This window comes from Desulfitobacterium nosdiversum, assembly GCF_049860565.1.
Lineage (GTDB): Bacteria > Bacillota > Desulfitobacteriia > Desulfitobacteriales > Desulfitobacteriaceae > Desulfitobacterium_A > Desulfitobacterium_A nosdiversum.
Genome location: NZ_CP172056.1, coordinates 2,364,792 through 2,387,259 on the forward strand (window position 1 = coordinate 2,364,792; position 22,468 = coordinate 2,387,259).

Consider the following 22,468-nt stretch of genomic DNA (forward strand, 5'->3'; position numbering starts at 1 on the left):
TGCTTTAGATTATGCCATCAAAGGGGAAAAGGTGAAGAAGACCGCAAGGAATAAGGCAGGAAAAAGAGGGAAAAATATAATACGTTTCCTCACCTTCCCAAAGAAGCTAAATAGAGGATTGATTTTTTGATAAGAAAGGAGCTTTTTCATGTTAATCGTTATTACGAGAACGCTTATCCTCTATGCTTTGGTGGTTATTGCCCTGCGTCTCATGGGTAAACGGGAAATTGGGCAATTACAACCGTTTGACTTAGTGATCATTCTTATGATTTCTGAACTGGCTGCGATCCCCAGTGAAAATGTAGGGATTCCTTTAATAGCAGGTATAATTCCAATCCTTGTTCTTCTATTGGCCAGCATTTTGCTGAGTACAATTGAGTTGAAAAGTGAACGAGCTCGTGCAATCTTAAATGGAACGCCGTCGATTTTGATCGAGCGGGGTAGAATCATTGAAACAGAGCTTAAGAGAAATCGATATAATTTAAACGACTTGTTAGAAGAACTGCGCATTAAAAATGTTCCTAACATTGCAGATGTTGAGTTTGCTGTACTCGAAACAAATGGGCAGGTCAGTGTTTTGCCAAAATCACTGAAACGGCCGACAACCCCCGAGGACTTTAATATGTCTCCTTCTTACGAAGGATTACCTACAGCATTGATCACGGATGGGAAGCTAAATCGGCTTAATATGCAGCGTGCCAATAAAGATATCCAGTGGCTGCAAAATGAACTGAAAAAACAGAACTTAAAGCAAATTGACGAGGTTTTGCTTGCAAGTTTAGATACCTCTGGAAATCTTTTTATTCAAGCTAAACAAAAGAAATAGCGAGAGGAGATGGGATGGATGAGAACCTCGGTTATTGTTGGCGTGCTTGTTATTCTTCTGGCTGTTGGCGCGGGCTGGAGTAATCGCTATATTAACACCTCGGGTTCAGTCTTAGAACAGTATATCGACCAAATGGAGGATCAAGTCAGAGATAGCAAATGGGAAAAGGCGGAAAGCGGATATAAACAGATAGAGAGTAATTGGGAAAATACTAAAAAGGTCTGGAGTGCGCTAGTCACCCATCAGGAAATCGATAGTATTGATCTTAGCTTAAAACGTCTTGAAGAATTTGTAAAAGCGAAGAATTTCGTATTAGCATCAAGTGAGTTAGCAAGCCTGCGGTTATTGTTTGAGCACATTGTTGATACGGAAGCCTTTAATTTAACCAACGTTTTTTAAACTGAAGGAAATAAAAGGGGTTCTACCTAAAAATAAGTAGAACCCCTTTTTATGTGCAGAAACTCAAGGAGATCGGCAAAGACAATTATCCTTGAGAGGTTGAGTTTAAGCCGTTATTGGATTCAAGGTAATGCAGACGGCTGTTCAGCACGGCAACATGACGCTGAAGATCAGCGGACATATCTTCAAACATTTGTTTTGCAGATTGATCTTGGGTGGCTAATGCAAAGTTAGAATACGTTCCTAAAGCGCCTTGAGCAGCGGCAACAGCTTTTTGCATATCTTGTTGTACAGTCACATGAATCCCTCCTTAAAAATTTGTTTTTGTTGCGAGAACAGTTTTAGTATATGATTTGACACTTGTTCTATAAGGATAAAGTTTTGGAGAGATTAGAAAAACCTTGAAAAACTTAAGGCAATTTATAAGTATGGACAACGATTTTCTGACAATAATAAAGAATCATGAATTTACAAAAAGAATTAATCGTTTAAAGGCAGCAATAAATGAGGAGAGGAATATGAGCGGAAAAGAAGGTAAATTCCTAAAATGGAGCAGCATTATTGCCACAGTAGGAACAACAATTATTGCTTTAACAGCATTAATAACTGTTTTTGTAACCCTAAATGCCTGGAAAGTTCAACGTGAGGCCGCTCGCCCTTATCTTTCCTTAAGAGAATCGCCGCAGGTTGAAGTAAAAGAAGGGGTTCAGTTCGAGTTTAAATTTACCAATGTAGGTGCCCATCCTGCTGTAAATTTATCGAGTCAAACCTTAGTTTTTGATCAGAATCTACAAAATAAGCCTATACATAATGAACGCTATGATTTAGTCAATGAAATTCCTAAAGACACATCTTCCAGTCTTGTTATAGCTTTAACACCAAAGGAAATTAGTCCATCTTCTGATAATGTTTCCCCTTATTATCTTGTGGTTATACTTCAATATTTTGATCCATTAATTAACAAGCAGTATCAGCAAACGCTCTTCCTCAAATGGCATGGCATCAAAGATGGAAAGGGACAGGCGATTGTTCATGTTCAGGTACAGGAAAAAGATAAAATCACCAACTATCTTAAAGCAAATCAAGTTAAGATCAATTGATTAATCTTAACTAAAGAGAAGTGATTGAAATGCAGAAATTCTTGCCTGCACGCGTATTTTATGAGCCAGAAGCTTTAGAATATCCGTTGGGAAAAGATCTTGTTGCACGATTCCGCGGATTAGGGATACTGGTTGATGCAACGGGTTCACATAATCGAGTCACGGGAATTCCCGGAAAGACACCGGGACAATCTTATCGGGAAGGAAAGCATACGTTGGTGATTGGGGTGAGAAAAGGTAAGACGTTTCAAAGCTGCAAACCTTCAGCCCATTATCAGCTGCCATTAGTTACGAGTTGTCCTGGAATGTGCGAGTATTGTTACCTGAATACAACACTCGGTAAAAAACCGTATATCCGGGTCTATGTCAATGTAGAGGAGATATTGGCTGCAGCACGCACACTCACTGAGTCACGCCTTCCTGATATTACGATTTTTGAAGGAGCAGCAACCTCTGATCCCTTACCCGTAGAAGATTATACAGGCTCCTTAAAACGTGTCATCGAGTTTTTTGGCCAGATGGAAAAAGCTCGCTTCCGCTTTGTCACGAAATTTACGAATGTGGACAGTTTGCTTGAGGCAAAGCATGAAGGACATACGCGTTTTCGTTTTAGCCTAAACTGCGATTCGGTGGTCAAGGCTTATGAACATGCTACTCCTCGCCCTCAAGAAAGAATTCAAGCGGCAGGAAAGGTTTTGCAGGCAGGATATCCGTTAGGATTTATTATTGCGCCGATGATTCGTGTGGAAGGGTGGAGAGGGGAATATGAAGTACTTCTCTCTTCTTTAGCCGAGGAATTAGCAAAGAAGGCCCCAGAACATTGGACCTCCCAGAACCTAAGCTTCGAATGGATTACTCACCGTTATACGACACGGGCTAAGAACAACATACTCGAGGTATTTCCGGAAACAACTCTGCCGATGGATGAGGAACAGCGAAAATATAAGTACGGTCAGTTCGGTTATGGCAAGTATATTTACCGCCCCGAAGAGATGGCCGAAATGAAAGAATTCGCTCTAGAAATGACAGAAAAATATTTCCCTGGAGCGAAGATAGAGTACTTTATCTAAGAAAAAGATAAGATAAAAAATGTAAGCGGTGAATTAACAGATTGAAGAGGGTTCATTTAGCAAAAAACAACCACAAATCTTTTGTGGTTGTCTACGACTTAAACCTTAGTATTTTTATATCTTGTAGCTTTACCGCGTAAGAAAGTTTACCTACCCAGATTATCTTTGTAACTGTAAATTAAATTATCGTTTTCATCAAATGCCTTAATATCTAGGATGGGTTTATTATCAACATAAGAAGAACCTGTTTGGTCAATAAAATACCAGACTTTCTCATCATCAGCATTTAAAATAACAGCATCTTTACCATCTACGAGAACCTTGTCAACATTCAATTTATTAATAACACCAAGTGTAAGACCAAATTCATTCATATTATGCCATTTCCAGTCGAGTACACGTTCTTTGTTTTCCTCATTATCAAATAAGGGAACTCCTCCTCCTTGCTCTATTACTATCCATTTATTATTCCATCTTTTTCTAACTAATCCACTCCATAATTCATTTTTATTACTTTTATAAATAATTAATTTTTTATCTTTTTGAATATCTACGACAGATATTATTTTAGATACACCTATATTTGATAATCCCCTTTTGTACCAAAAATTAAGGGCTTTTTCCTCAGTATTTCCATATTGGTATTTTGGACTAATTCCATAACCTTCTGTCCAGAACCAACTAAATAATAATGTTGCTCCTAGAATAAATACAAACGTGTACAGTTTAATTCGTTTTGAACTCAAATTAATCCCCCCAATAAGGTCTAAGGGAAAAGTGGTTTTTACTATTTTAGAATATATCTAATAATAAGCTTTCCATCAAACGATTCATATATATGACAATTATAACATTAGTTTCTAGTCCTTTCTTAAAAATTTACACCCCAAGTCACTTGGTATTTCACGATATAATTTACATAGCATACTTATATTTAATTACTTTTTTCCAGTAGGATGAGTCTTGTTTTTATTTCCGCTCACCCGATAGTTTAAGATAGAAAAGGATGTGGCAGTTCACGTTAGAAAAGCCACATCCTTAAATTTACTTGAATACACATAGACCCGTAAGCGTAGCTTCTCCCTTTCGAGGATAAGTCGACTAAGGCTTAAGTTAGTACCTCAACTCTAAACGAGTCTCCTATATCGCACAGAAGCAAACGATTTCGCGTTGCGCCAGGATAAGTCTGGTAAAGGGGGAAAGCCGTTAGGCTGAAACCTTTGGTAGGAACCTAGCAGGGAGGAAGTGACCTGCCCGGTAAAGTTGGTCAACAACCGGAAGTGAGTCTTGCATGTTAGGAAGCGATTTCTAGCGTGAAGCGTAGACAGCGAGTGCAAAAGCTGTGTGATCGAGCCTCGAAACCGTTCTATTCGTTGGAGCTTTCGTTGTCGCGAAGGCGGGAGCAGCACAGAGGTACTGTAAGACCTGGTACCCATGTCCGACCGGGGTCCAAGAGCAGAGCAAATGTACAAGAGGTTCCCCAGAAACCTGGGAGGACTGTTCAGTCCATCTTCAATACCCGGCGGGGATACGGGATAACAACTCCAGGCTTCCCAGAGAGGGTTCTCAATCGTGGGAAGAGCAAAACATGAGAACAAAGAGGGTACCGCCAAGCGAAGGAAACGAAGTGCGGCGGGAAGCGAAAACAGTCGTCGTAGAGCCGCCATAGTACCGAAGAAGGAGGAGAACTCACCCGAGAGGATCCTGTGGAGGGAAGGGCGTGCATCTCACTATGGACTCGTTGGGAGGAAACACCATGAAGGCATCGGAATTCAGTACGGTGTACACGAAACAACAACGAATAGCACAATTGGCGAAGCAGTCCCCTGAAATGGCATTCACATCGCTAGCGTATCACATGGATGTGGAATGGCTCGAAGAAGCCTACAGACAGACCCGGAAAACAGGAACCGCCGGAATAGACGGAATGACAGCTAAAGAATATGAGGATAATCTGCAAAAGAATCTTAAGGATCTATTGGAAAGAGCGAAGTCAGGACGTTATAAAGCACCGGCTGTCAAGAGAGCTTACATTCCAAAAGGACAAGGAGGCGAGCTGAGACCCATCGGCATACCCACGCTGGAAGATAAAGTTCTACAGAGAGCAGTATGCATGCTGTTGGAACCGATTTATGAGCAAGACTTTATGGAGAGTTCGTTCGGGTTTCGACCAGGAAGGTCACAGCACCAGGCACTCGAAGTCATATGGAGAGAAACCATGGATATAAAAGGCGGATGGATATTGGATGTGGACATACGAAAGTATTTTGACACCATAGACCATGCCCAGATCCGAGAAATGCTTCGGCAACGGGTAAATGATGGAGTCATTACAAGGCTCATAGGCAAGTGGTTAAATGCAGGAGTACAAGAACAAGGTCAAGTGAGTTATCCAGAATCGGGATCCCCGCAGGGCGGTGTCATATCGCCGTTGCTGAGTAATATCTATCTCCATTATGTGATGGATGTTTGGTTTGAAACAACAGTCAAACCCCGAATGAAAGCCAAGACATTCATGGTACGTTTTGCCGATGATCTCATCGTAGGATTTAAAGATGAAGAGGACGCAAGGCGGGTACTGGAGGTTCTCCCCAAACGGTATGCCAAGTTTGGACTAACCGTGCATCCGGAGAAAACACGCTTAGTGGCGTTCAAGCGACCGAGAAAAGAAGACCTGAAACCGAGTGAAAAGACAGGAACGTTCGACTTTCTGGGTTTTACCCATTATTGGGGACGAAACAAGAAAGGAAACTGGGTCGTCAAACGGAAAACGGCAAGCAAACGTCTAAGCGGTAAGATACAAGCCATCACAAAGTGGTGTAAGGATAATCGGCACTTGCCCATTCGGGATCAGCATGAAATCCTATGCGTGAAGTTACGTGGCCACTATCAGTATTATGGAATTAGTGGTAACTACAGGAGTATAAACGCTTTTCGGCATGCAGTATTAAAGATTTGGCGGAAATCGTTAAACCGACGATCACAAAAAGGAAAAAGAACCTGGAATGCATTCAAAGATCTTCTTCACCACCACCTGCCACTTCCAGAGCCTAAAATAATGCATTCCTACATTTAGCAAATCTATAAGGAGAGGAACCGGATGCGGGAAATCCGCACGTCCGGGTCTGTGGGGGTCTTGGGGGAGCAATCGCCCAATTCTACCCGGCGAGGTGCGGAAAAGCGTACGAGGCTCTCGCAGCCGAAAGCCTGTCAAGGGGTTTCGCGCTTTAGCTTAGCGTAGTCACTGGTTAACATCAGGTATTACCCTGAGGTTTAGCACGAAAGTGTCCAGTGGAGAGTTTCGCCAAAGCCGCCTGCTTATGAGAAAGTTCCATACGGCGCGAAGGGAGTCACACCCGAAGGTAAGGATGTGCGAGAAGCTACATGACCAGAATTAAGTAAGAACAACTATATTTTACTGATCGGCCATAATCACCAAATACACTTCGATAGGACCATGAACTCCAATGGAGAGATCCATCTCAATATCTGAGGTTCGGCTGGGACCTGAGATGAACTCGATTGCAGCAGGCGGGGTTTCCAGAGAAAGAAGTTCTTCCATCACCTCAGACAAATCATCTTTGATCTTCGAAGCCGCAAGAAATGCTAAATGGCGGGGCGGAAGGAGGCTTACGGAACGTCCCCGACGGGAATTGCTCATGAGAACAAGCGTAGCAGCTTGAGTGATCCCGAAATCAGCACTAGTGATTCCTAACTGAGCATCTGCCGCTGTTTTAATTCGCACTGAACGGTCAATAGAAATATCCGGGAAAGATTGGGGGACCCAATGCAGCTTTGCAAGTGTGGCTTTAGCAAAATCAGGTAAATCTCCCCATATAATCATTGTGTTATCCTTTAACACTTGAGGATTGAGATCATTGAACCACTCCTTGAGAGTATTAGCTGCTTCTTCTGGAGTTTTAGCTTTACTTCCTTTCCCGCCAAGCGCGTCCCAATTAGCGAGCAGAGTTTCCATGCGTTCTTCTATGCTGTTAAGTTGATGGATGGGAACTTTAACCTCGATAGGTTCAACTGAGGTCGGAGTAGGCCGTCCCAGTTTATCTGCCAAGCGGGCGATAAAATCAGATGAGTTGGTCATTTTTGTTCACCTCGCTGCAGTTCAATTTCCTTCAGATGTTTCTCCAACTTTGGCCAGATATCCTGAAAGGTTTCACGAGGAAGCGGGGACATATAGCGACTCCTTAACCAATTGGAAAGAGGCGGAGGTCCCATAACGATCCGGCCGCGGCGCATCAACGCCCGCTGCATTCGAACTCCCACATGCACAAAATGACGGAGAACTCTGGGGTGAGTAAAGAAATAACTGTAAGCACGGAAAGCTCGATGCTCAATTACGGGAGTATGTCCTGTTGCCACCTTGCGATCCCGATGCTTGACAATTAAATCCATGAGCGGAATTCGAACGGGACAGGCTTCGGAACAGGCAGCACATAAAGAGGAGAAATAGGGTAGATGTCCCCATGTATCATAATTCTGCTCGAGCAGAGGGGTGATAACGACACCGATAGGCCCGGCATAAACGGAACCATAAGCATGTCCGCCAACTTGCCGGTAAACGGGGCATACATTAAAACACGCACCACAGCGGATACAGCGTAAGGAGTCGCGAAAATCCGGATCTCCAAGAATTTCGGAGCGGTTGTGGTCAAGGATGACAAGATGCCACTCTTCGGGACCGTCAGTATCTCCTTCGCGTCGAGGGGGAGTATAAAGCGTAGTATAAGCAGATAAACGCTGCCCTGTTGCGCTGCGAGCGAGAAGATTAAGAACAACTGCGAGCTCTTTAAACGAGGGAACGATTCTTTCCATACCCATGAGCGTAATTTGAACTTTCGGCAGGGTACTGACCATTCGGCCGTTTCCCTCATTTGTAACCATGGCGATTGTGCCTGTTTCGGCAACAGCAAAGTTGCAGCCGGAGATTCCAATTTCACCCTTCAGAAATTTTTCCCGCATTTTGCCGCGCACAAATTTTGTAAGGGTTGGAGTATCTGAGGTTAAGGGGTGTCCTGCAATAGGTTCAAAGAGTTTGGCAATTTGATCCCGGTTTTTATGCATTGCAGGGACAATGATATGTGAGGGAGGTTCTTGGGCAATTTGCATAATATATTCGCCAAGATCGGTTTCGACGACTTCAACCCCGTCTTTTTCGATAGCAGGGTTTAAATGAATTTCTTCGGAAATCATCGACTTGGATTTAAGGATGAGCTTAGCCTTATGCTTTCGGTATATCTCTTGAACGACGTTAACAGCGTCCTGCGGTGTTTTCGCCAGATGGACGTGACCGCCGTTTTTTTCGACATTTTCAATAAGCTGTTTTAAATAATAATCAAGGTTAAGAATCACATAATTCCGAATTTTTTCACCGGCTTGACGCCATTCTTCCCAGTCACCGAGTTGATTGACGGCATTCAGCTTTTGATGACGCAAGCGGTCTGTCGCCCGGCGGGTGGCCATCCGTAAAAAGTCGTCCTTGAGAGCTTTATCGAGAGCTTTATTCATATCGTAAGATTTAGACTCTGGCATTGCTATATCCCCTTCCCAAGCAATTGAATCACATGCATCGCAGGTATTGGATGGCCCTGTTTTTCGAGATATCCGGAAATATTCATGAGGCATCCCATATCAAGACCCGTAAGTATATCGGCGCCGGATTCAAGCACATGCTGGGCTTTTTCTTGAACCATGGCTTCAGATATTACGGGCATCTTAATGGAAAAAGTCCCGCCAAAACCGCAGCACAGTTGGGCTTCAGGTAAGGGAACCACTTCAACCCCTTGAATGTGTTCGAGAAGAGTTAAAGGTTCCTCCCGAATACCCATCAGCCGCGTGGCATGACATGAGGGATGATATGTGACCTTTGCCTGATAGCGAGCGCCTAGATCGGGTGTTTTAAGGACGTTGACGAGAAACTGGGAAAACTCATGACTTTTATGGATTAGGTCATTGGCTTTACGAAGATATAGAGGATCGTTTTCGAATAGTTTGGGATAATGATGATGGATCATGCCAATGCAAGAGCCGCTTGGTGCAACTACGACTTCACTTCCTGCGAACGCATCAATCAGGTTGCGGGCCACAATCCGCGTATCTTCCATATAGCCGGAATTGAATGAAATTTGACCGCAGCAAGCCTGCTTGTCGGGAAAGTCGACTGTATGACCTAAACGGGTAAAGATTTTGGCCATCGTGACACCTAAATCAGGATAGAGCACGTTTCCTAAACACGTAATAAATAGAGAGATTTTCATTCCTTCACAATCCCTTCAAATGACATATTGAGGCGGAGTGTAAAATTAACCGAATATAAGCATACTTTAGTATGGCTTGGTTACTTTAGAATTATTTGTCAAAGATCATTTTCGAGCATAGCAGAAAGAACTGAAAAGGAATCTCATAATTTCTGTCGAAAATAGTAAAGATTGTTCCAAAAACGAATCAAGATTAGGAGTGCAAAAGATGAAGAAGAATTTAATTCTAAAAATGATGGGCTTATTGCTCAGTTTTTCTCTATTCGCAACAGGGTGTGGTTCGGCACAAACACCTTCCGCTTCCCAAACACCAGCTGCGCAGGCGAAACCCGTAAAAATCGGAGTTCAACCGATTGAAGATAATTTTCCGTTTTCTGTTGCTGAAAAAGACGGTCTATTTACGAAAGATGGAGTAGAAGTTCAGCTCATCAACTTCGCAAGCGCTCAAGAGAGGGATGCTGCCCTTCAGGCCGGTCAAATTGATGGTGAGGTTGCCGATTTGTTAGCGGTCGCACTGTTGAAAAAAATAGGAACTGACGTCAAGATTGCCTCGATTGGCTTAGGAACTACACCACAGGAAGGACGTTTCGCACTGCTTTCTTCACCTAAGTCAACGATCAAGAATCCCGCGGATCTCAAAGGAGCTTCTTTGGGTATTTCTGAAAATACGATTATTGATTATGTGACAGATCAAATGCTTAAAGACAAAGGTGTTTCTGCCGGCGATGTCAAGAAGGTTTCGGTTCCGAAAACACCGGTACGGATGGATATGCTTTTATCCGATCAAATCCAGGCTGCCGTTTTGCCGGATCCTCTTGCAGCGTTAGCTCAAGCAAAGGGTGCTCATTTGATTATGGATGACACTTATCGGAATATATCGCAAACCGTGTTGCTTTTCCGGACCAAAAGCATTCAAGATAATCCAGCGGGAATTAAGGCCGTTGTAAGTGCCTATGGTGAAGCGGGACAAGCCTTAACGAAAAACCCTGAGCAGTATCGCGCACTGTTCCTCGAAAAGAACCAGATTCCTGAACCCATTAAAGATACATACAAGATAACCACTTTTTCCAAGCTTCAGCTGCCGACCGAGGATGAAGTGAACAGTGTTATGAAATGGATGGAAGATAAGAAACTGATCACGAAGGCGTATAGCTATCAAGAGCTTGTCGATCCTAGCTTGTTGCCTAAGCAGTAGGCCTATAGCTAAAGACAGGCCATCAAGCTGAAGGAAAGTAAGCTTAAAGGAGAGGTTCTTTTGATAGAGGTCGCCCATTGTAATCTTATTTATGACCAAGGCCAGAGTCAGGTTAAAGTATACGAACAATTCAATTTAAAAATTGCCCAAGGGGAGAGCATCATTTTGATCGGGCCTTCGGGCTGCGGAAAAAGTACATTGCTTTATCTTTTAGCGGGCCTTTTAAAGCCGACGAGTGGAGAGATCAGCATAAACGGACAACGCGTGACTGGGACGAGGCAAGAAACGGCTTTTATTCTTCAGCAGTATGGGCTTTTTCCGTGGCTGACGGTGGAGCAAAATGTTAAATTGGGGTTAAAGGTCCGAAATGTGAGAAAGCAGACGGCAAAAAACATAACGCAAGAGATGCTGCAAAAAATGGGTTTAGAAGAGGTTAAGCACCACTATCCCAGTCAGCTCAGCGGCGGACAAAGTCAACGTGTAGGCTTAGCCCGAGCTTTAAGCTTGAAGCCTGATTTACTGCTTATGGATGAGCCTCTCTCGGCATTGGATGCGCTGACACGTGAACGCCTGCAAAAGCTGCTGCTTCAAATCTGGCAGGAGGAAGGGCTGACCAGCGTTTTAGTGACGCATAGCATTGAAGAGGCGGTCTTTTTAGGAAGCCGGATTCTTGTTCTTGCGAAGGGAAGACCCACCCATCTCTTAGGCGAGATTGATAACCCGCGTGTCGGGGAACCCGGATACCGTCAAAGCGAAGAATTTTTTCGAAAGACAACTATTGTCCGCTCCCTTCTGGAAGGGGGAATGGAAGAATGAAATTATTCAGAAATGAGATCTGGGGTTATCTGGCTGCAGCTGTATTTGTTTTAATAGTGTGGCAGATTGCTGCAGTTCGCTTGGCGACACCAATGCTGCCCGCGCCGAAAGATGCCTTTGAGGCGACAGGACGGCTGCTCGAAGTAAAGCTCAGCCATCATCTCTGGGTCAGTACCTATCGTGTGGTCGTCTCTATTTTGCTTGCTTTATTTCTCGCTCTTCCGCTTGGACTGATCATGGGGTATGAACGAAAATTTGATCGTTTTTTAGCGCCTCTGGTTTACCTTATCTACCCTATTCCTAAAATAGTTTTTCTGCCGCTGATTTTACTTCTTTTGGGTTTAGGGGATCGGCCAAAGATCTTTTTGATCTGGATTATTGTCTTTTTTCAAATTCTTGTTACGACTCGAGACGCTGCACGGAAGGTTCCGTCTGAAGTCATTGCTTCTTTGCGTTCGCTGGGAGGTAACCGTGCCCAAATTTACAGATATGTTCTGTTGCCGGCAAGCTTGCCGGATGTCTTGACCGCACTGCGCTTGAGTATGGGAACGGCTATATCGGTTCTTTTCTTTGCAGAGTCTTTTGCAACGACTGAAGGGTTAGGCTATTTTATTATGGATGCCTGGAGCCGTTCAGCTCCCGATGAGATGTTTGCCGGGATTATTATGATGGCCTTGCTTGGGGTTTGCTTATTTATGGTTGTTGATGGACTGGAAAAAATATTATGCCGCTGGCAGCACGTTAAAAGCCACTGAGGCAAATCAGCTTCAGTGGCCTGTTTAAAAATAACGGTTTATCCTAACACGGGAACGTTCGGTTCTTCATACCAAATTGAAATGAGATGAGTTTGTCCGGAACTTTGTGTAACTTTGATGATTTTCAGCCAACGATTTTCTTCAAGCCATTGATTGACTTCCCTTTCAAGTAAACGGGAGTCCGGCGAGCTGAAGGTTTTAACTTTCATGGGTAAGCTCCTTTCATAATGCTGATCTTGTTGTTTAGGTTAACGAGGTGATTCGATGTTTAAGTTAAAAACGTGGGAAATTAAGTTAGGTCTTTATCTTATAGGGCTTTCTGCAGTGTTATATTTTCTCGATAACCTTATATTTCACGGAATTGACTATCTCGTCGATAATGTTCTATTGCAGTTAGCTTATTTGCCAATTTATATTTTTATATCTACCTTGATCATTGATCATTTGCTGGCTGAGCGAGAAAAAACAGCTCTTTTAAAAAAATTGTACATGGTAGTTGGTGTATTTAATCATGAAGTGGGCCTTGATTTATTAAAATTTTTGATCAAGAGGGATACGCATTTGGCAAAAATCCAGGATTCTATGCTCATTCAAGCAGAATGGACGAAAAATGACTTTCTTAAAGCACGTCATATCGTTCAAAATTACCAAGGACAATGGAAACTTAACGCGAAGGATCTTGAGCAGCTGAGGGATTTTTTAATTGAGAAGAAAGAATTTCTCCTGCGCTTGATGGAAAATCCGAATCTCCTTGAACATGAGGCCTTTACGGACTTATTATGGTCAATATTTCACTTAACTGATGAGTTTGAATATCGAAAAGATTTAAGGGATCAACCAGAGGCGGATCGAAATCATTTGCTGCATGATATGGATCGGACTTACCAGTTCCTAATGCTCGAGTGGCTGAGTTATATGAGACACTTGCAGGAAGATTATCCCTACCTATATTCTCTAGCGGTTCGAACAAATCCTTTTAATCCAAAAGCTCAAGCAGAAATTCAAAATGAGGAACTTTAATGTTGTTTGCATGATCTTTCTTCACATGGGAAAACTATTTCTGAGGTGATTTGAGATGCCGCGGAATGATGGGAATAAAGCCCAGAAAGAAGATCTTCAAAAGAGAGAACTGACTCTCAAAAATATCCGTAAAAATGAAAAGTTCATTGCAGAAAATGCTGGAGAGCTTACACCCCATCAGCTTAAGGATGTTAAAGAACATTTAGCTTCAAAAATTAAGTCTCTTGAGGAAACAGAAGGGACGATAAAGTACTAGAAGATAAACCATAAATTCGTATTAAGTTATTGTGAGAGCGGGAGACCGCTCTGTTATTTTTATGTTTTTTTAGATATAAGAAAAAGAAGGGGTGCTAAGACCCCTTCCAACATGTACGAATCAGAAATTAGAAGCGATTACCACTTTTAAGATGTTGTTCAGCGTATTGGATCATGCGTTTGGTCATTTGACCACCAACAGAACCATTTTCACGGCTTGTGCGGTCTCCGCCGAGTTGAACGCCCAACTCGTTAGCAATTTCATACTTGAATTGATCCAAGCCTTGTTCTGCGCCTTGAACTGCGGGTTGATTAGTGTTTCTTTCTCCTGCCATGATGGTTTCCTCCTTGTAATTGTGTATTAGATATTTGGGACATTCCTATTATCTGCTAAACCGTTTTCTTTACTCAAGGAAATTGTTGCGTCCCAGCGAAGAGATATCCAATACTGGATAATAGAGGAAAGAACAGCAGGAGATATAATACATGAGAAAAGTCATTTGAATTAAGCGTCTTCCTGAGAACACATTTCCATTGCCTCTTCCGCTGAAAATTCTTCTTGAAGAATTTTTAATATGCCAGGATAGTAAGTATCGAAGCTTTGACAGCCATTCCAAATGAGATTCACAATTTGTTCATCGGAAGGTTCTGTATTTGCTAAATCGAGGTAAGTTCGAAAACGGAGTTCACCGTCATCCATATCCATTTCAAAATTGCCATTCGCGAGTTCATAATTGACACGATTCATAAAGTTACAGATTTCGAGCCGCTTAGGGAAGGGAACCTTTTTCTTGATATGCGTATTACATAGCAGAGATTCCTGCTCTTCATCAACGATGATAAAGCAATAAAAATCGGAGTTAACTCCTCGAATTTCTAAACGAAAAATCTCGTTCTTGTCATCATAATCAAATTCCCAGCCATTTTCAGTCAGTGTTTTATAGAAAACTTGAAATAAAGTCATCTCACAACATCCTTTCGGCTGCTCAATCTTATCTTTTTGTTTCCACATAAAGGAGGAGTATTCCTGCAATGAAGGGTTCCAAATAAACAAAAAATAATAACAATTATTACTCCTATTACCAAATCAGAGGGATTCGCAATAATCCGTTAACATGATATAATAAAAGTCTATGAATAACTTGATATCTATATAAGGAGTTTCGATAGCTGTGAGTTTAACAATGAAAGAGGAAATTCAATCACGCAAGACGTTCGCGATTATTTCGCACCCTGACGCTGGGAAAACCACGTTAACGGAAAAGCTGCTTCTTTTTGGGGGAGCCATTCATTTGGCGGGTAATGTAAAAGCTCGAAAAACCCAGCGCTATGCGACCTCTGACTGGATGGAACTGGAACGTCAGCGGGGAATTTCGATTACCTCAAGTGCGATGCAATTCAATTATAAGGGATATGTCATTAATATTTTAGACACGCCGGGTCACCAGGATTTCAGTGAAGACACATATCGTACCTTAACCGCAGCGGATAGCGCGGTCATGTTGATTGATGTGGCTAAAGGGGTCGAAGCACAGACCATTAAATTATTTGAAGTGTGTAAAAAGCGTGGAATCCCGATTTTCACGTTTATTAATAAACTTGACCGGGAAGGAAAAAATCCAATTGATTTAATGGACGAGGTCGAAAAAGTTCTGGGAATTGAAGCGTATGCCATGAACTGGCCTATCGGAATGGGTTCGGATTTTAAAGGAATTTACGATCGAAAAACGGGTTTCGTCGATCGTTATGCCGGTGGAAATCATTATGAAAATTCGAAAGCTCCTCAATCTGGTCTTTTGGAAGATGCTGAAGTTCAGGCTGGAATTGGAGAAGAACTCTTACATCATTTACGGGAAGATATTGAGTTGCTTGATATGGCAGGAAATGAGTTTGATCTCGAAAGGGTAAAAAAGGGAGAGGTTACCCCAGTCTTCTTTGGAAGTGCGCTTAATAATTTCGGAGTTCCAAACTTTTTAGATAGCTTTTTAAAACTAGCCCCCGGACCTGAACCGCGAAACTCTAACCAAGGTGAATTGGATCCAGTAAGCCCTCAGTTTTCCGGATTTGTGTTCAAAATTCAAGCCAATATGAATGCCATGCATAGAGACCGAATTGCCTTTATCCGAATTTGTACTGGAAAATATGAGCGCGGCATGAACGTCATTCATACCAGGTCGCATCGTAAACTCAGGCTGGCACAGCCAACTCAGCTTTTTGCTCAGGAACGGACGATTATTGATGAAGCATACGCCGGCGATATCATCGGCGTTCATGATAATGGGATTCTTAGAATTGGAGACGTTTTAGCTGAAAAAGATGGTTTAGAATTTGAAGCCATGCCTTTCTTCAGTCCCGAAAATTTCGCGCGGATCAGTATTAAAAATGCGTTAAAACGGAAACAGTTTATCAAGGGAATTCAAGAGCTTCAAGAAGAGGGCGCGATTCATGTTTTTCGCGATCTAAACATTGGAGTTGAGGCCCCAGTCATTGGCGTAGTCGGACAACTCCAGTTTGAAGTGTTGGAATATCGCCTGCGCGATGAGTATGGAGTAAATGTTGAGATTAATCATTTACCGTATGAGATCGTTCGCTGGATTTCCAAGGACGAACAAAAGATCCAGATTCTTAAAGAGTCAAGCATGAGCATGGTCGTCTTGGATCAGGATGAAAACTATGCTGTTCTTCTTCTGGATAAGTGGAAGGCCAATTGGATGAGTGAACGCTATTCGATTGAATTCTTAACTCAGCCTGCGCTTCCTCAAGAGTAATAAAAACTATTTCGTAAGGAAAATAGTAGTTGTTTTAAGTTAAAGTAATAGAGCAAAAGTCTCGCATTGAGTTGATGCGAGACTTTTTTATAGGGTGATTTTAATTATTTAAAAGTTCGTCTAAAGGAACAATCTGTATCCCTTCTTTTTGAATTTCAGGTATCATCTCGCGGATGGCACGGGCAGTTGTCGGACCTTGTGGGCCGACATGGCCGATACCGATGGCTTTGCCGTTTTTCTTAGCCAGGTCGATCAAGGTACGAAGCTGTCGTTTAACAGCGGCTAAGTCATTGGAATTATCGAGAAAAACATCACGAAGGCCAGCAGGGAGCCCAGCCAGCGCAGCTTCTTTATATAATTTTGAGGATTCACTCGTTTTGCTGTCCAAGACAACGAGTTGACGGGCTTTAGCGACTTCGACAATGGATTTAATCACTTGAGCATTCTCAGTTGCTTTTGATCCCATATGATTGCTTATTCCAACGGCATAGGGAACGGATTCAAGAGCATGGCTTAGATTTTGCTGGAGGGTGTCCATAGATTGCTGTATTGTAAGTGCTCCCGGTCCGAGCCAGGCTGGGTCTCCGCTTTTGGGCTCCATCGGCATGTGGAGGATTATTTCATATCCTTTCTGATGGATGAGTTCGGATTCCTGCTTGGAAAACATGAGATTAGGCATGACGGCAGCTGTTAGAGGGATGTTGAGTTCAAGCATTTCGGCTGTTCCCGGGTTATTGATTCCAAAATCATCAATGACAAGGGCTATTTTTCCGCGAGGAACTTGAGCGGTAAAGGTTTGGTCTAGAGGAATGTGACCGCCAATGGATTCTTCGCTTTGACCATCGATCTGAATTTTAACTCCTGAGATATTTCCTAACTGAGTTGTTGACCAAACAAGAGCTTTAATGGCCATTTCTTCTTCAGCAGCGCCTCCTGAAAAACCTCGACGCAAGCTGTCAGAAAAATTTAAAGTTAAAATTCCATGAATGAGTTTGAAATTCAGAAGTTGGGGAGTTTGTACAGGAAAGTATTCTTGACTTGCCCGGGGGCCTTTTAGAAATTCGTTCAAAATGATTTGCAGCTTGCCCTGAGTATCAAGTTTAGCCCAGGCTGGACCGACAGGCCGTTCTTCGGTTTTAAGTTCATCCGAATTCAAAGCGGGATAATAGAGTTTAAAAGAGGAGGAACCGACAGGCGCAGGACTGAGGACCGTTTTCTCATCTGCGGGTAAGGTATCGGGGATTCCGTGAGGATATTTATGGAAATAGCCTTCAATTCCTGAAGCGATGGCTGCTGCAATCCGATCCTGGTAGTTGAGATCCTGCAAAAGTTTTCGTTCTCTTGGGTTGGAGAGAAAACCGACTTCAACGATGACGGCAGGTATTTGTGTCTGATTCAGAAGGTAATAATCTCCGGATTTAGCGATACGCTTATTATCGGTTTGAATCTTCTTGAGTTCTGTCTGAATGAACTCCGCTAATTCTTTGCCGGCCAGGGATTTAACCTGGTAATACGTTTCCATGCCATAGGAATTCCCGCCCGGAAAACTGTTGGCATGAAGGCTGATAAATAAATCCGCCTGATTGATGCTTGCCATTTTAATGCGCTGACTGAGTTCAGCGCGTTTTGCCATGCGGCCAAGCACAAAATTGGGGAGGAAGAAATCTTTGTCCACCTCCCGAGTTAAAATAACCTTACATCCTTTTGCTGCCAAAACATCCCGCAGCCGGATTGCAATAGCCAGATTAATATTTTTTTCTTGAATACCCCCAAATTGCGCTCCTGGATCTTGACCGCCATGACCAGGATCAACAACGATGACTTTATTTTGGAGGTTAGGGGAAGAGAGGGCGGAAAGGGCATACCAGCCGCCTCCGGAAAGGAGAAGCAAGCCAAATAATAACAGGGCTAACCCGGATTTATGAAACAGAAGGATTATCGGCCGTCGGGTCATCCCTTTTCCTCCCTTACTCAAATTCTTATTACAAGATATGAGCAAGGGCTATCGTTCATACTTAATGAATGGGCATGGGTACAAAATAGATGAGAATCATGAGAAAATGGATAAGCGTTCCTGCGGCAATAAAAATATGGAAGATTTCATGAAATCCTAAATGAATACGGGGAAGGGTAAAAATCTTAGCGGCATAAATCACTGCACCGACAGTATACATCACTCCCCCGCAAACCATGAGAATGAGGGCCCCGAGTGGAAGATTATGAATAAGCTGAACGATTGGAACAAGGGCGATCCATCCGAGAGTGACATAGAAAGCAGTGGATACATAGCGTGGAGCATTCATAAACCAGATTTTTAGAATAACCCCAATCAATGCCAGAATCCAAACGGACAGGAGCATAACCCAGCGCCAAGCTCCATTTAAGCCGTAATAAAAGACTGGGGTATAGGAGCCGGCAATGAGAAAATAGATCATCATATGATCAATCTTGCGCAAAGTCAGCTCTTTGCGCGGAGTTGTCTGTATTGCATGGTAAAGCGAGCTTGCCCCATACAAGGCGATAACGCTTAAACCATAAATGCTCATCGTGATAACCTTTGAAAGGCTGCCCTGAGAGAGGATAATTAACGAAACGAGACCAAACCAGGCCGCAATAAAGGGGATAAAATGAGTTAATGTATTCATAGGTTCCTTTATCCAATGTCGATTTTTCATGATACCCTCCTCGTTTTCATACCTAAATTTGTCAGAGATTCTGATTAAATTTTAATCTTCTCTCAGCATAAAATCAAATAGATATAATATGTTGTAAATTCGGTAATATTCAAAGAGGATTTGCGTTAAAATGGAGTAAGAGATGATCGAAGGAGAGATTATTTTGAAAAAAGTGATTCACAAGCCTATGACAGGTTTATTTCCCTTGCCGACAATTCTGGTTACGTCACAATCAGGAAACAGCAAACCGAATATTATTACAATTGCTTGGACTGGAGTTATGAATTCAAATCCGCCAGTTGTTTATATCGGGGTTAATCCTATTCGTTATTCCCATGAATTGATCAAGGCATCGGGAGAATATGTTATCAATATCCCATCTAAAGATCAAATCAATGTCGTGGATTATTGCGGCCTCATTTCCGGACGTAAAGTCGATAAATTTGAAGCTTCAGGTTTAACCTCAGTTCCGTCAACCCATGTTCAAGCTCCCTTAATCGCGGAATGTCCAGTCAATCTTGAATGCAAGGTTCGTCAAGTGCTGAATTTAGAAAGTCATGACGTTTTTATAGCAGACGTTTTAGCTGTTCATTATAACGAAAACGTTCTTGATGAAAAAGGACGGCCAGACGTAACCAAAATTGATACGTACGCGTATTGCTTAGGTGAATATTACGCAGTATCTGACAAACTGGGTACGATGGGGATATCTAAGAAACATTCCTAAAAAATTCGTAATCAAATTCAGAAGTGTAATAAGAAAAAAACAAGCTTAAGCGGGTACTTTAAGCCTGTTTAAGCTTAGGCTAAAAAGACCAATTTGAAGGGAGTTTCTTTATAAGATGGACAAGCTAGGGGAAAAAGGGCTCCAATGGTTTCAAAAGCAAGCAGCTAACTCAATTAGCGATAAAAACAAACTGGGCAGGATTATCAATCTTGCTTTGCGCAAAGGGATGAAAAAAAAGGAGTTAAAAGATGCTTGGAAAAATGTACTTCTCTTGATTGATGTCGTGCGCGATTGGAAAGATGGATCTTACCGGGATATTCCCAAACGCACGATCATTCTCTTGGTTGCAGCTCTTCTTTACTTAGTTACGCCTGTGGACATGGTTCCGGATTTTATCCCGCTTACGGGGTTGCTCGATGATGTCACGGTGATTGGTTTTGTTGTCAATCAAGTTTCTCAGGAACTCGAGAAGTATAAGGCATGGAAGGAAAGCCTGACTTCTGGTTTTGAGGAAAACTCTGAGATGTTGGAGCTTGATCAGTTATCCCAAGATTAGAGGGAACGGCAGGGTAGAATAAGAATTTGAGGTCGCAGAGGATACGACGAATAGTGATGTAGCGATTAAACTTAAAAAACGATTGGAAATTGAATTCGGTCTTCTGATTTGATTGTAATCCTCCGATCTGGAAGTAATTCCGAAATAGTTATGAAAAGCTGCCATAATTCAATGGCAGCCGTTTTATTATCTATTGTGTGATATTAAGCTGATTCGTTGGTAATAGTGCATGAAGATTACCACCAGTATCTAAGGAAAAACTCTTTCCGTTAAATGCAAATGGTTTTGACGTGTCAATACCAAGGGATGTTAATAATTCTGACGTTGAAATATACGTGGAAATGTATTGTTCTGAATTAGTTTGATTATATTGATCGACAGACATATCACCATTAGCTGCTGAATACAGAAGTTTAAATCTACCTTCAATTAAACTCGCTTTGTCTTGCTGAGCTGGTGTATATTTATTCATTAGTAGGACAGCTAACTTAGTTCGATCACAATCAACAGGATCATTGATGTTAATCGGTATTGCAAAACTCGTATTCATACCATAGGAATCAAAACTGATATTTAATGGAAAACCATCAACCTTCCCGATATTTTTGATCTCACCTGGTTGAATATTGAGACTGTTTGTTTTTGGGTCAGCAATGCTTGGAACATTAGGGGAAAGAATCTGGTCCATTTTTGATAGTTCAAATTGACTATTGCTCGATTGACTCTTACTCGTTTGAATTTGAGAATTCTCTTGCGCATAGTTATTCTTATTTGGAACCGATATACCAGAAGAAAAGTTATTAATTTTCACAATAGCACCTGCCTCATTAAAATACCCTAGTTTGTAACTATCATTGGGCACACTCTATACTATTTTAATCGGAAGATAATATTAATTTCTTTAATTTTACTTTATTGTGATATATATACTTAATTTTCCTTTATTAAATCAAATAACAAATTATGATTACCAGAGTAATCAAAATAAAGATGACGAAGGAAAATCTCATTATATCAGTGACGAAGTCAGAAACGCTGTTTTCGAGTATTTTTGCTCAAAGCAGCGTTTTTCTTTATTCGGATCAAGGTTTTTAAAGGGAAATGCATGATCTGGTCTAACTTGTCCACACTAAATTGTCGGAGGGATGAAATGTGAGTCAAACAAAAATGCCAAAGCCAGTGTTCCCGCCCCAGCATCAGGGTCAGCAGCCGGGTATAGAAGCACATATGAATCCCAGGCCGGATTATGACGATCCCAATTATGTGGGAAGCGGTAAATTGAAGGGGAAAATTGCCCTTATCACAGGCGGGGACAGCGGAATCGGCCGAGCTGTAGCGCTTGCTTTTGCCAAAGAAGGAGCAGATATTGCTATCGTTTATCTGAACGAACAAAGTGATGCACAAGAAACCAGCGTACGAATCGAAGCCATTGGCCGACGCTGTTTAAGTATTGCAGGAGATATTGGGAATGAGAACTTTTGTCAGGATGTTATCGACAATGTAATAAAAACGTTTAACCGCCTGGATATTCTTGTAAATAATGCTGCAGAACAGCATATACAATCGAATATAGCCGATATCACTGCCGCTCAGCTGGAAAAAACGTTTAAAACAAATGTGTTTTCCTATTTTTATTTGATACGTTTTGCCTTGCCTCATCTTCAGGCTGGAGCAAGTATCATCAATACCGCATCAATTACAGCCTATAAAGGCGATGAGCTGCTGATCGATTATTCTTCAAGCAAGGGTGCAGTCGTTTCCTTTACCCGTTCTTTATCCGAGTCTTTGGTGAAAAAGGGAATTCGCGTGAACGGGGTAGCTCCCGGTCCGATCTGGACGCCCTTGATTCCAGCTTCGTTTCCGGCTGAGCAAGTAGCGACTTTTGGAAGTACGACACCGATGGGGCGTGCGGGACAACCCAAGGAGCTTGCTCCTGCCTATGTTTTCCTAGCCAGTCAGGACTCTTCCTATATGTCAGGACAAATCTTGCATGTCAATGGCGGAACCATTATTAACAGCTAAGTATTATGAGTT

The 22,468-nt window shown here is 42.2% G+C and carries 25 protein-coding genes; 14 read left to right on the forward strand and 11 right to left on the reverse strand.

The genetic code is table 11. The features are described 5' to 3' along the window. Window positions 1-148: 148 nt before the first annotated feature. Window positions 149-826, forward strand: a complete 678-nt coding sequence (locus ACHOLT_RS11415; RefSeq protein ID WP_425800713.1) for a DUF421 domain-containing protein — start codon at window positions 149-151, stop codon at window positions 824-826. 18 nt (window positions 827-844) lie between these two features. Then, entirely contained in the window at window positions 845-1,225 is a 381-nt protein-coding gene (locus tag ACHOLT_RS11420; RefSeq protein WP_425800715.1) for a DUF4363 family protein, read from the forward strand. An 85-nt stretch (window positions 1,226-1,310) separates the two neighbouring features. On the opposite strand, the gene ACHOLT_RS11425 is transcribed toward ACHOLT_RS11420, so the two are convergent. Further along, window positions 1,311-1,523 (reverse strand): DUF1657 domain-containing protein, encoded by a 213-nt coding sequence (locus tag ACHOLT_RS11425; RefSeq protein WP_425800717.1) that lies wholly within the window; start codon window positions 1,521-1,523, stop codon window positions 1,311-1,313. Between the two features lie 220 nt (window positions 1,524-1,743). On the opposite strand from ACHOLT_RS11425, the gene ACHOLT_RS11430 reads away from it, so the two are divergent. Together ACHOLT_RS11430 and splB are read left to right on the forward strand one after the other, a co-directional pair. Beyond that, window positions 1,744-2,325 (forward strand): hypothetical protein, encoded by a 582-nt coding sequence (locus ACHOLT_RS11430; RefSeq protein WP_425800719.1) that lies wholly within the window; start codon window positions 1,744-1,746, stop codon window positions 2,323-2,325. 29 nt (window positions 2,326-2,354) lie between these two features. Continuing rightward, entirely contained in the window at window positions 2,355-3,395 is a 1,041-nt protein-coding gene (splB, locus tag ACHOLT_RS11435; RefSeq protein WP_425800721.1) for a spore photoproduct lyase, read from the forward strand. A 146-nt stretch (window positions 3,396-3,541) separates the two neighbouring features. Here the strand turns inward: splB and ACHOLT_RS11440 are convergent, their stop codons facing one another. Then, window positions 3,542-4,141: a hypothetical protein gene (locus ACHOLT_RS11440; protein ID WP_425800723.1), complete on the reverse strand. Its 600-nt coding sequence runs from the start codon at window positions 4,139-4,141 to the stop codon at window positions 3,542-3,544. A 1,010-nt stretch (window positions 4,142-5,151) separates the two neighbouring features. Between ACHOLT_RS11440 and ltrA the strand changes: the two genes are divergently transcribed. Beyond that, entirely contained in the window at window positions 5,152-6,471 is a 1,320-nt protein-coding gene (gene ltrA, locus ACHOLT_RS11445) for a group II intron reverse transcriptase/maturase (protein WP_425800725.1), read from the forward strand. A gap of 339 nt (window positions 6,472-6,810) precedes the next feature. On the opposite strand, the gene ACHOLT_RS11450 is transcribed toward ltrA, so the two are convergent. Genes ACHOLT_RS11450 through ACHOLT_RS11460 form a run of 3 tightly spaced genes read right to left on the reverse strand, consistent with a single transcriptional unit; the run spans window position 6,811 to window position 9,667 of the window. Beyond that, window positions 6,811-7,494, reverse strand: coding sequence for a LutC/YkgG family protein (locus ACHOLT_RS11450; protein ID WP_425800727.1), 684 nt, complete (start codon window positions 7,492-7,494; stop codon window positions 6,811-6,813). Then, window positions 7,491-8,942 carry a LutB/LldF family L-lactate oxidation iron-sulfur protein gene (locus tag ACHOLT_RS11455; protein WP_425800729.1) on the reverse strand — a complete coding sequence of 484 codons (1,452 nt, stop codon included), beginning with the start codon at window positions 8,940-8,942 and terminating at the stop codon, window positions 7,491-7,493. Before ACHOLT_RS11455 ends, ACHOLT_RS11450 begins: the two co-directional genes overlap by 4 nt. A 2-nt stretch (window positions 8,943-8,944) precedes the next feature. Next, the gene (locus ACHOLT_RS11460) at window positions 8,945-9,667 is read right to left on the reverse strand and encodes a (Fe-S)-binding protein (protein WP_425800731.1); all 723 of its coding nucleotides are present in this window, start codon (window positions 9,665-9,667) and stop codon (window positions 8,945-8,947) included. Between the two features lie 208 nt (window positions 9,668-9,875). Here ACHOLT_RS11460 and ACHOLT_RS11465 point away from each other — a divergent pair, with 208 nt between their 5' ends. Genes ACHOLT_RS11465 through ACHOLT_RS11475 form a run of 3 tightly spaced genes read left to right on the forward strand, consistent with a single transcriptional unit; the run spans window position 9,876 to window position 12,433 of the window. Further along, the gene (locus ACHOLT_RS11465) at window positions 9,876-10,862 is read left to right on the forward strand and encodes an ABC transporter substrate-binding protein (protein ID WP_425800733.1); all 987 of its coding nucleotides are present in this window, start codon (window positions 9,876-9,878) and stop codon (window positions 10,860-10,862) included. A gap of 60 nt (window positions 10,863-10,922) precedes the next feature. Beyond that, complete coding sequence (locus tag ACHOLT_RS11470) at window positions 10,923-11,678, forward strand: ABC transporter ATP-binding protein (RefSeq protein WP_425800735.1); 756 nt, start codon at window positions 10,923-10,925, stop codon at window positions 11,676-11,678. After that, window positions 11,675-12,433: an ABC transporter permease gene (locus tag ACHOLT_RS11475; protein ID WP_425800737.1), complete on the forward strand. Its 759-nt coding sequence runs from the start codon at window positions 11,675-11,677 to the stop codon at window positions 12,431-12,433. Before ACHOLT_RS11470 ends, ACHOLT_RS11475 begins: the two co-directional genes overlap by 4 nt. Before the next feature lie 38 nt (window positions 12,434-12,471). Here ACHOLT_RS11475 and ACHOLT_RS11480 read toward each other — a convergent pair whose 3' ends face one another. Next, window positions 12,472-12,642, reverse strand: coding sequence for a hypothetical protein (locus ACHOLT_RS11480; RefSeq protein WP_425800739.1), 171 nt, complete (start codon window positions 12,640-12,642; stop codon window positions 12,472-12,474). A gap of 55 nt (window positions 12,643-12,697) precedes the next feature. On the opposite strand from ACHOLT_RS11480, the gene ACHOLT_RS11485 reads away from it, so the two are divergent. Further along, a complete protein-coding gene (locus ACHOLT_RS11485) occupies window positions 12,698-13,453 on the forward strand; it encodes a hypothetical protein (protein ID WP_425800741.1) in 756 nt (251 codons plus the stop codon). A 55-nt stretch (window positions 13,454-13,508) separates the two neighbouring features. Next, window positions 13,509-13,709: a hypothetical protein gene (locus ACHOLT_RS11490; RefSeq protein WP_425800743.1), complete on the forward strand. Its 201-nt coding sequence runs from the start codon at window positions 13,509-13,511 to the stop codon at window positions 13,707-13,709. A gap of 127 nt (window positions 13,710-13,836) precedes the next feature. Here ACHOLT_RS11490 and ACHOLT_RS11495 read toward each other — a convergent pair whose 3' ends face one another. Together ACHOLT_RS11495 and ACHOLT_RS11500 are read right to left on the reverse strand one after the other, a co-directional pair. Then, window positions 13,837-14,043 carry a small, acid-soluble spore protein, alpha/beta type gene (locus ACHOLT_RS11495; protein ID WP_425800745.1) on the reverse strand — a complete coding sequence of 69 codons (207 nt, stop codon included), beginning with the start codon at window positions 14,041-14,043 and terminating at the stop codon, window positions 13,837-13,839. A 170-nt stretch (window positions 14,044-14,213) separates the two neighbouring features. After that, a complete protein-coding gene (locus ACHOLT_RS11500) occupies window positions 14,214-14,672 on the reverse strand; it encodes a YbjN domain-containing protein (RefSeq protein WP_425808026.1) in 459 nt (152 codons plus the stop codon). Between the two features lie 220 nt (window positions 14,673-14,892). On the opposite strand from ACHOLT_RS11500, the gene ACHOLT_RS11505 reads away from it, so the two are divergent. Beyond that, window positions 14,893-16,476 carry a peptide chain release factor 3 gene (locus tag ACHOLT_RS11505; RefSeq protein WP_425808028.1) on the forward strand — a complete coding sequence of 528 codons (1,584 nt, stop codon included), beginning with the start codon at window positions 14,893-14,895 and terminating at the stop codon, window positions 16,474-16,476. Window positions 16,477-16,576: 100 nt separating this feature from the next. Here the strand turns inward: ACHOLT_RS11505 and ACHOLT_RS11510 are convergent, their stop codons facing one another. Then, window positions 16,577-18,430 carry a divergent polysaccharide deacetylase family protein gene (locus tag ACHOLT_RS11510; protein WP_425800747.1) on the reverse strand — a complete coding sequence of 618 codons (1,854 nt, stop codon included), beginning with the start codon at window positions 18,428-18,430 and terminating at the stop codon, window positions 16,577-16,579. 61 nt (window positions 18,431-18,491) lie between these two features. Next, window positions 18,492-19,151: a PAQR family membrane homeostasis protein TrhA gene (gene trhA, locus ACHOLT_RS11515; RefSeq protein ID WP_425800749.1), complete on the reverse strand. Its 660-nt coding sequence runs from the start codon at window positions 19,149-19,151 to the stop codon at window positions 18,492-18,494. 172 nt (window positions 19,152-19,323) lie between these two features. Here trhA and ACHOLT_RS11520 point away from each other — a divergent pair, with 172 nt between their 5' ends. Continuing rightward, window positions 19,324-19,878, forward strand: coding sequence for a flavin reductase family protein (locus ACHOLT_RS11520; RefSeq protein WP_425808030.1), 555 nt, complete (start codon window positions 19,324-19,326; stop codon window positions 19,876-19,878). A 115-nt stretch (window positions 19,879-19,993) separates the two neighbouring features. After that, the gene (locus tag ACHOLT_RS11525; protein ID WP_425800751.1) at window positions 19,994-20,434 is read left to right on the forward strand and encodes a YkvA family protein; all 441 of its coding nucleotides are present in this window, start codon (window positions 19,994-19,996) and stop codon (window positions 20,432-20,434) included. A 190-nt stretch (window positions 20,435-20,624) separates the two neighbouring features. Here ACHOLT_RS11525 and ACHOLT_RS11530 read toward each other — a convergent pair whose 3' ends face one another. Further along, the gene (locus ACHOLT_RS11530) at window positions 20,625-21,296 is read right to left on the reverse strand and encodes a hypothetical protein (protein ID WP_425800753.1); all 672 of its coding nucleotides are present in this window, start codon (window positions 21,294-21,296) and stop codon (window positions 20,625-20,627) included. A gap of 290 nt (window positions 21,297-21,586) precedes the next feature. Between ACHOLT_RS11530 and ACHOLT_RS11535 the strand changes: the two genes are divergently transcribed. Next, window positions 21,587-22,456, forward strand: a complete 870-nt coding sequence (locus ACHOLT_RS11535; protein WP_425800755.1) for an SDR family oxidoreductase — start codon at window positions 21,587-21,589, stop codon at window positions 22,454-22,456. The last annotated feature ends 12 nt before the right edge of the window (window positions 22,457-22,468 follow it).

Coding starts and splice junctions, on each gene's coding strand:
- ACHOLT_RS11415 (WP_425800713.1), top strand. CDS start 149: ATGTTAATCGTTATTACGAGAACGCTTATCCTCTATGCTTTGGTGGTT.
- ACHOLT_RS11420 (WP_425800715.1), top strand. CDS start 845: ATGAGAACCTCGGTTATTGTTGGCGTGCTTGTTATTCTTCTGGCTGTT.
- ACHOLT_RS11430 (WP_425800719.1), top strand. CDS start 1,744: ATGAGCGGAAAAGAAGGTAAATTCCTAAAATGGAGCAGCATTATTGCC.
- splB (WP_425800721.1), top strand. CDS start 2,355: ATGCAGAAATTCTTGCCTGCACGCGTATTTTATGAGCCAGAAGCTTTA.
- ltrA (WP_425800725.1), top strand. CDS start 5,152: ATGAAGGCATCGGAATTCAGTACGGTGTACACGAAACAACAACGAATA.
- ACHOLT_RS11450 (WP_425800727.1), bottom strand. CDS start 7,494: ATGACCAACTCATCTGATTTTATCGCCCGCTTGGCAGATAAACTGGGA.
- ACHOLT_RS11455 (WP_425800729.1), bottom strand. CDS start 8,942: ATGCCAGAGTCTAAATCTTACGATATGAATAAAGCTCTCGATAAAGCT.
- ACHOLT_RS11460 (WP_425800731.1), bottom strand. CDS start 9,667: ATGAAAATCTCTCTATTTATTACGTGTTTAGGAAACGTGCTCTATCCT.
- ACHOLT_RS11465 (WP_425800733.1), top strand. CDS start 9,876: ATGAAGAAGAATTTAATTCTAAAAATGATGGGCTTATTGCTCAGTTTT.
- ACHOLT_RS11475 (WP_425800737.1), top strand. CDS start 11,675: ATGAAATTATTCAGAAATGAGATCTGGGGTTATCTGGCTGCAGCTGTA.
- ACHOLT_RS11480 (WP_425800739.1), bottom strand. CDS start 12,642: ATGAAAGTTAAAACCTTCAGCTCGCCGGACTCCCGTTTACTTGAAAGG.
- ACHOLT_RS11485 (WP_425800741.1), top strand. CDS start 12,698: ATGTTTAAGTTAAAAACGTGGGAAATTAAGTTAGGTCTTTATCTTATA.
- ACHOLT_RS11490 (WP_425800743.1), top strand. CDS start 13,509: ATGCCGCGGAATGATGGGAATAAAGCCCAGAAAGAAGATCTTCAAAAG.
- ACHOLT_RS11495 (WP_425800745.1), bottom strand. CDS start 14,043: ATGGCAGGAGAAAGAAACACTAATCAACCCGCAGTTCAAGGCGCAGAA.
- ACHOLT_RS11500 (WP_425808026.1), bottom strand. CDS start 14,672: ATGACTTTATTTCAAGTTTTCTATAAAACACTGACTGAAAATGGCTGG.
- ACHOLT_RS11505 (WP_425808028.1), top strand. CDS start 14,893: ATGAAAGAGGAAATTCAATCACGCAAGACGTTCGCGATTATTTCGCAC.
- ACHOLT_RS11510 (WP_425800747.1), bottom strand. CDS start 18,430: ATGACCCGACGGCCGATAATCCTTCTGTTTCATAAATCCGGGTTAGCC.
- trhA (WP_425800749.1), bottom strand. CDS start 19,151: ATGAAAAATCGACATTGGATAAAGGAACCTATGAATACATTAACTCAT.
- ACHOLT_RS11525 (WP_425800751.1), top strand. CDS start 19,994: ATGGACAAGCTAGGGGAAAAAGGGCTCCAATGGTTTCAAAAGCAAGCA.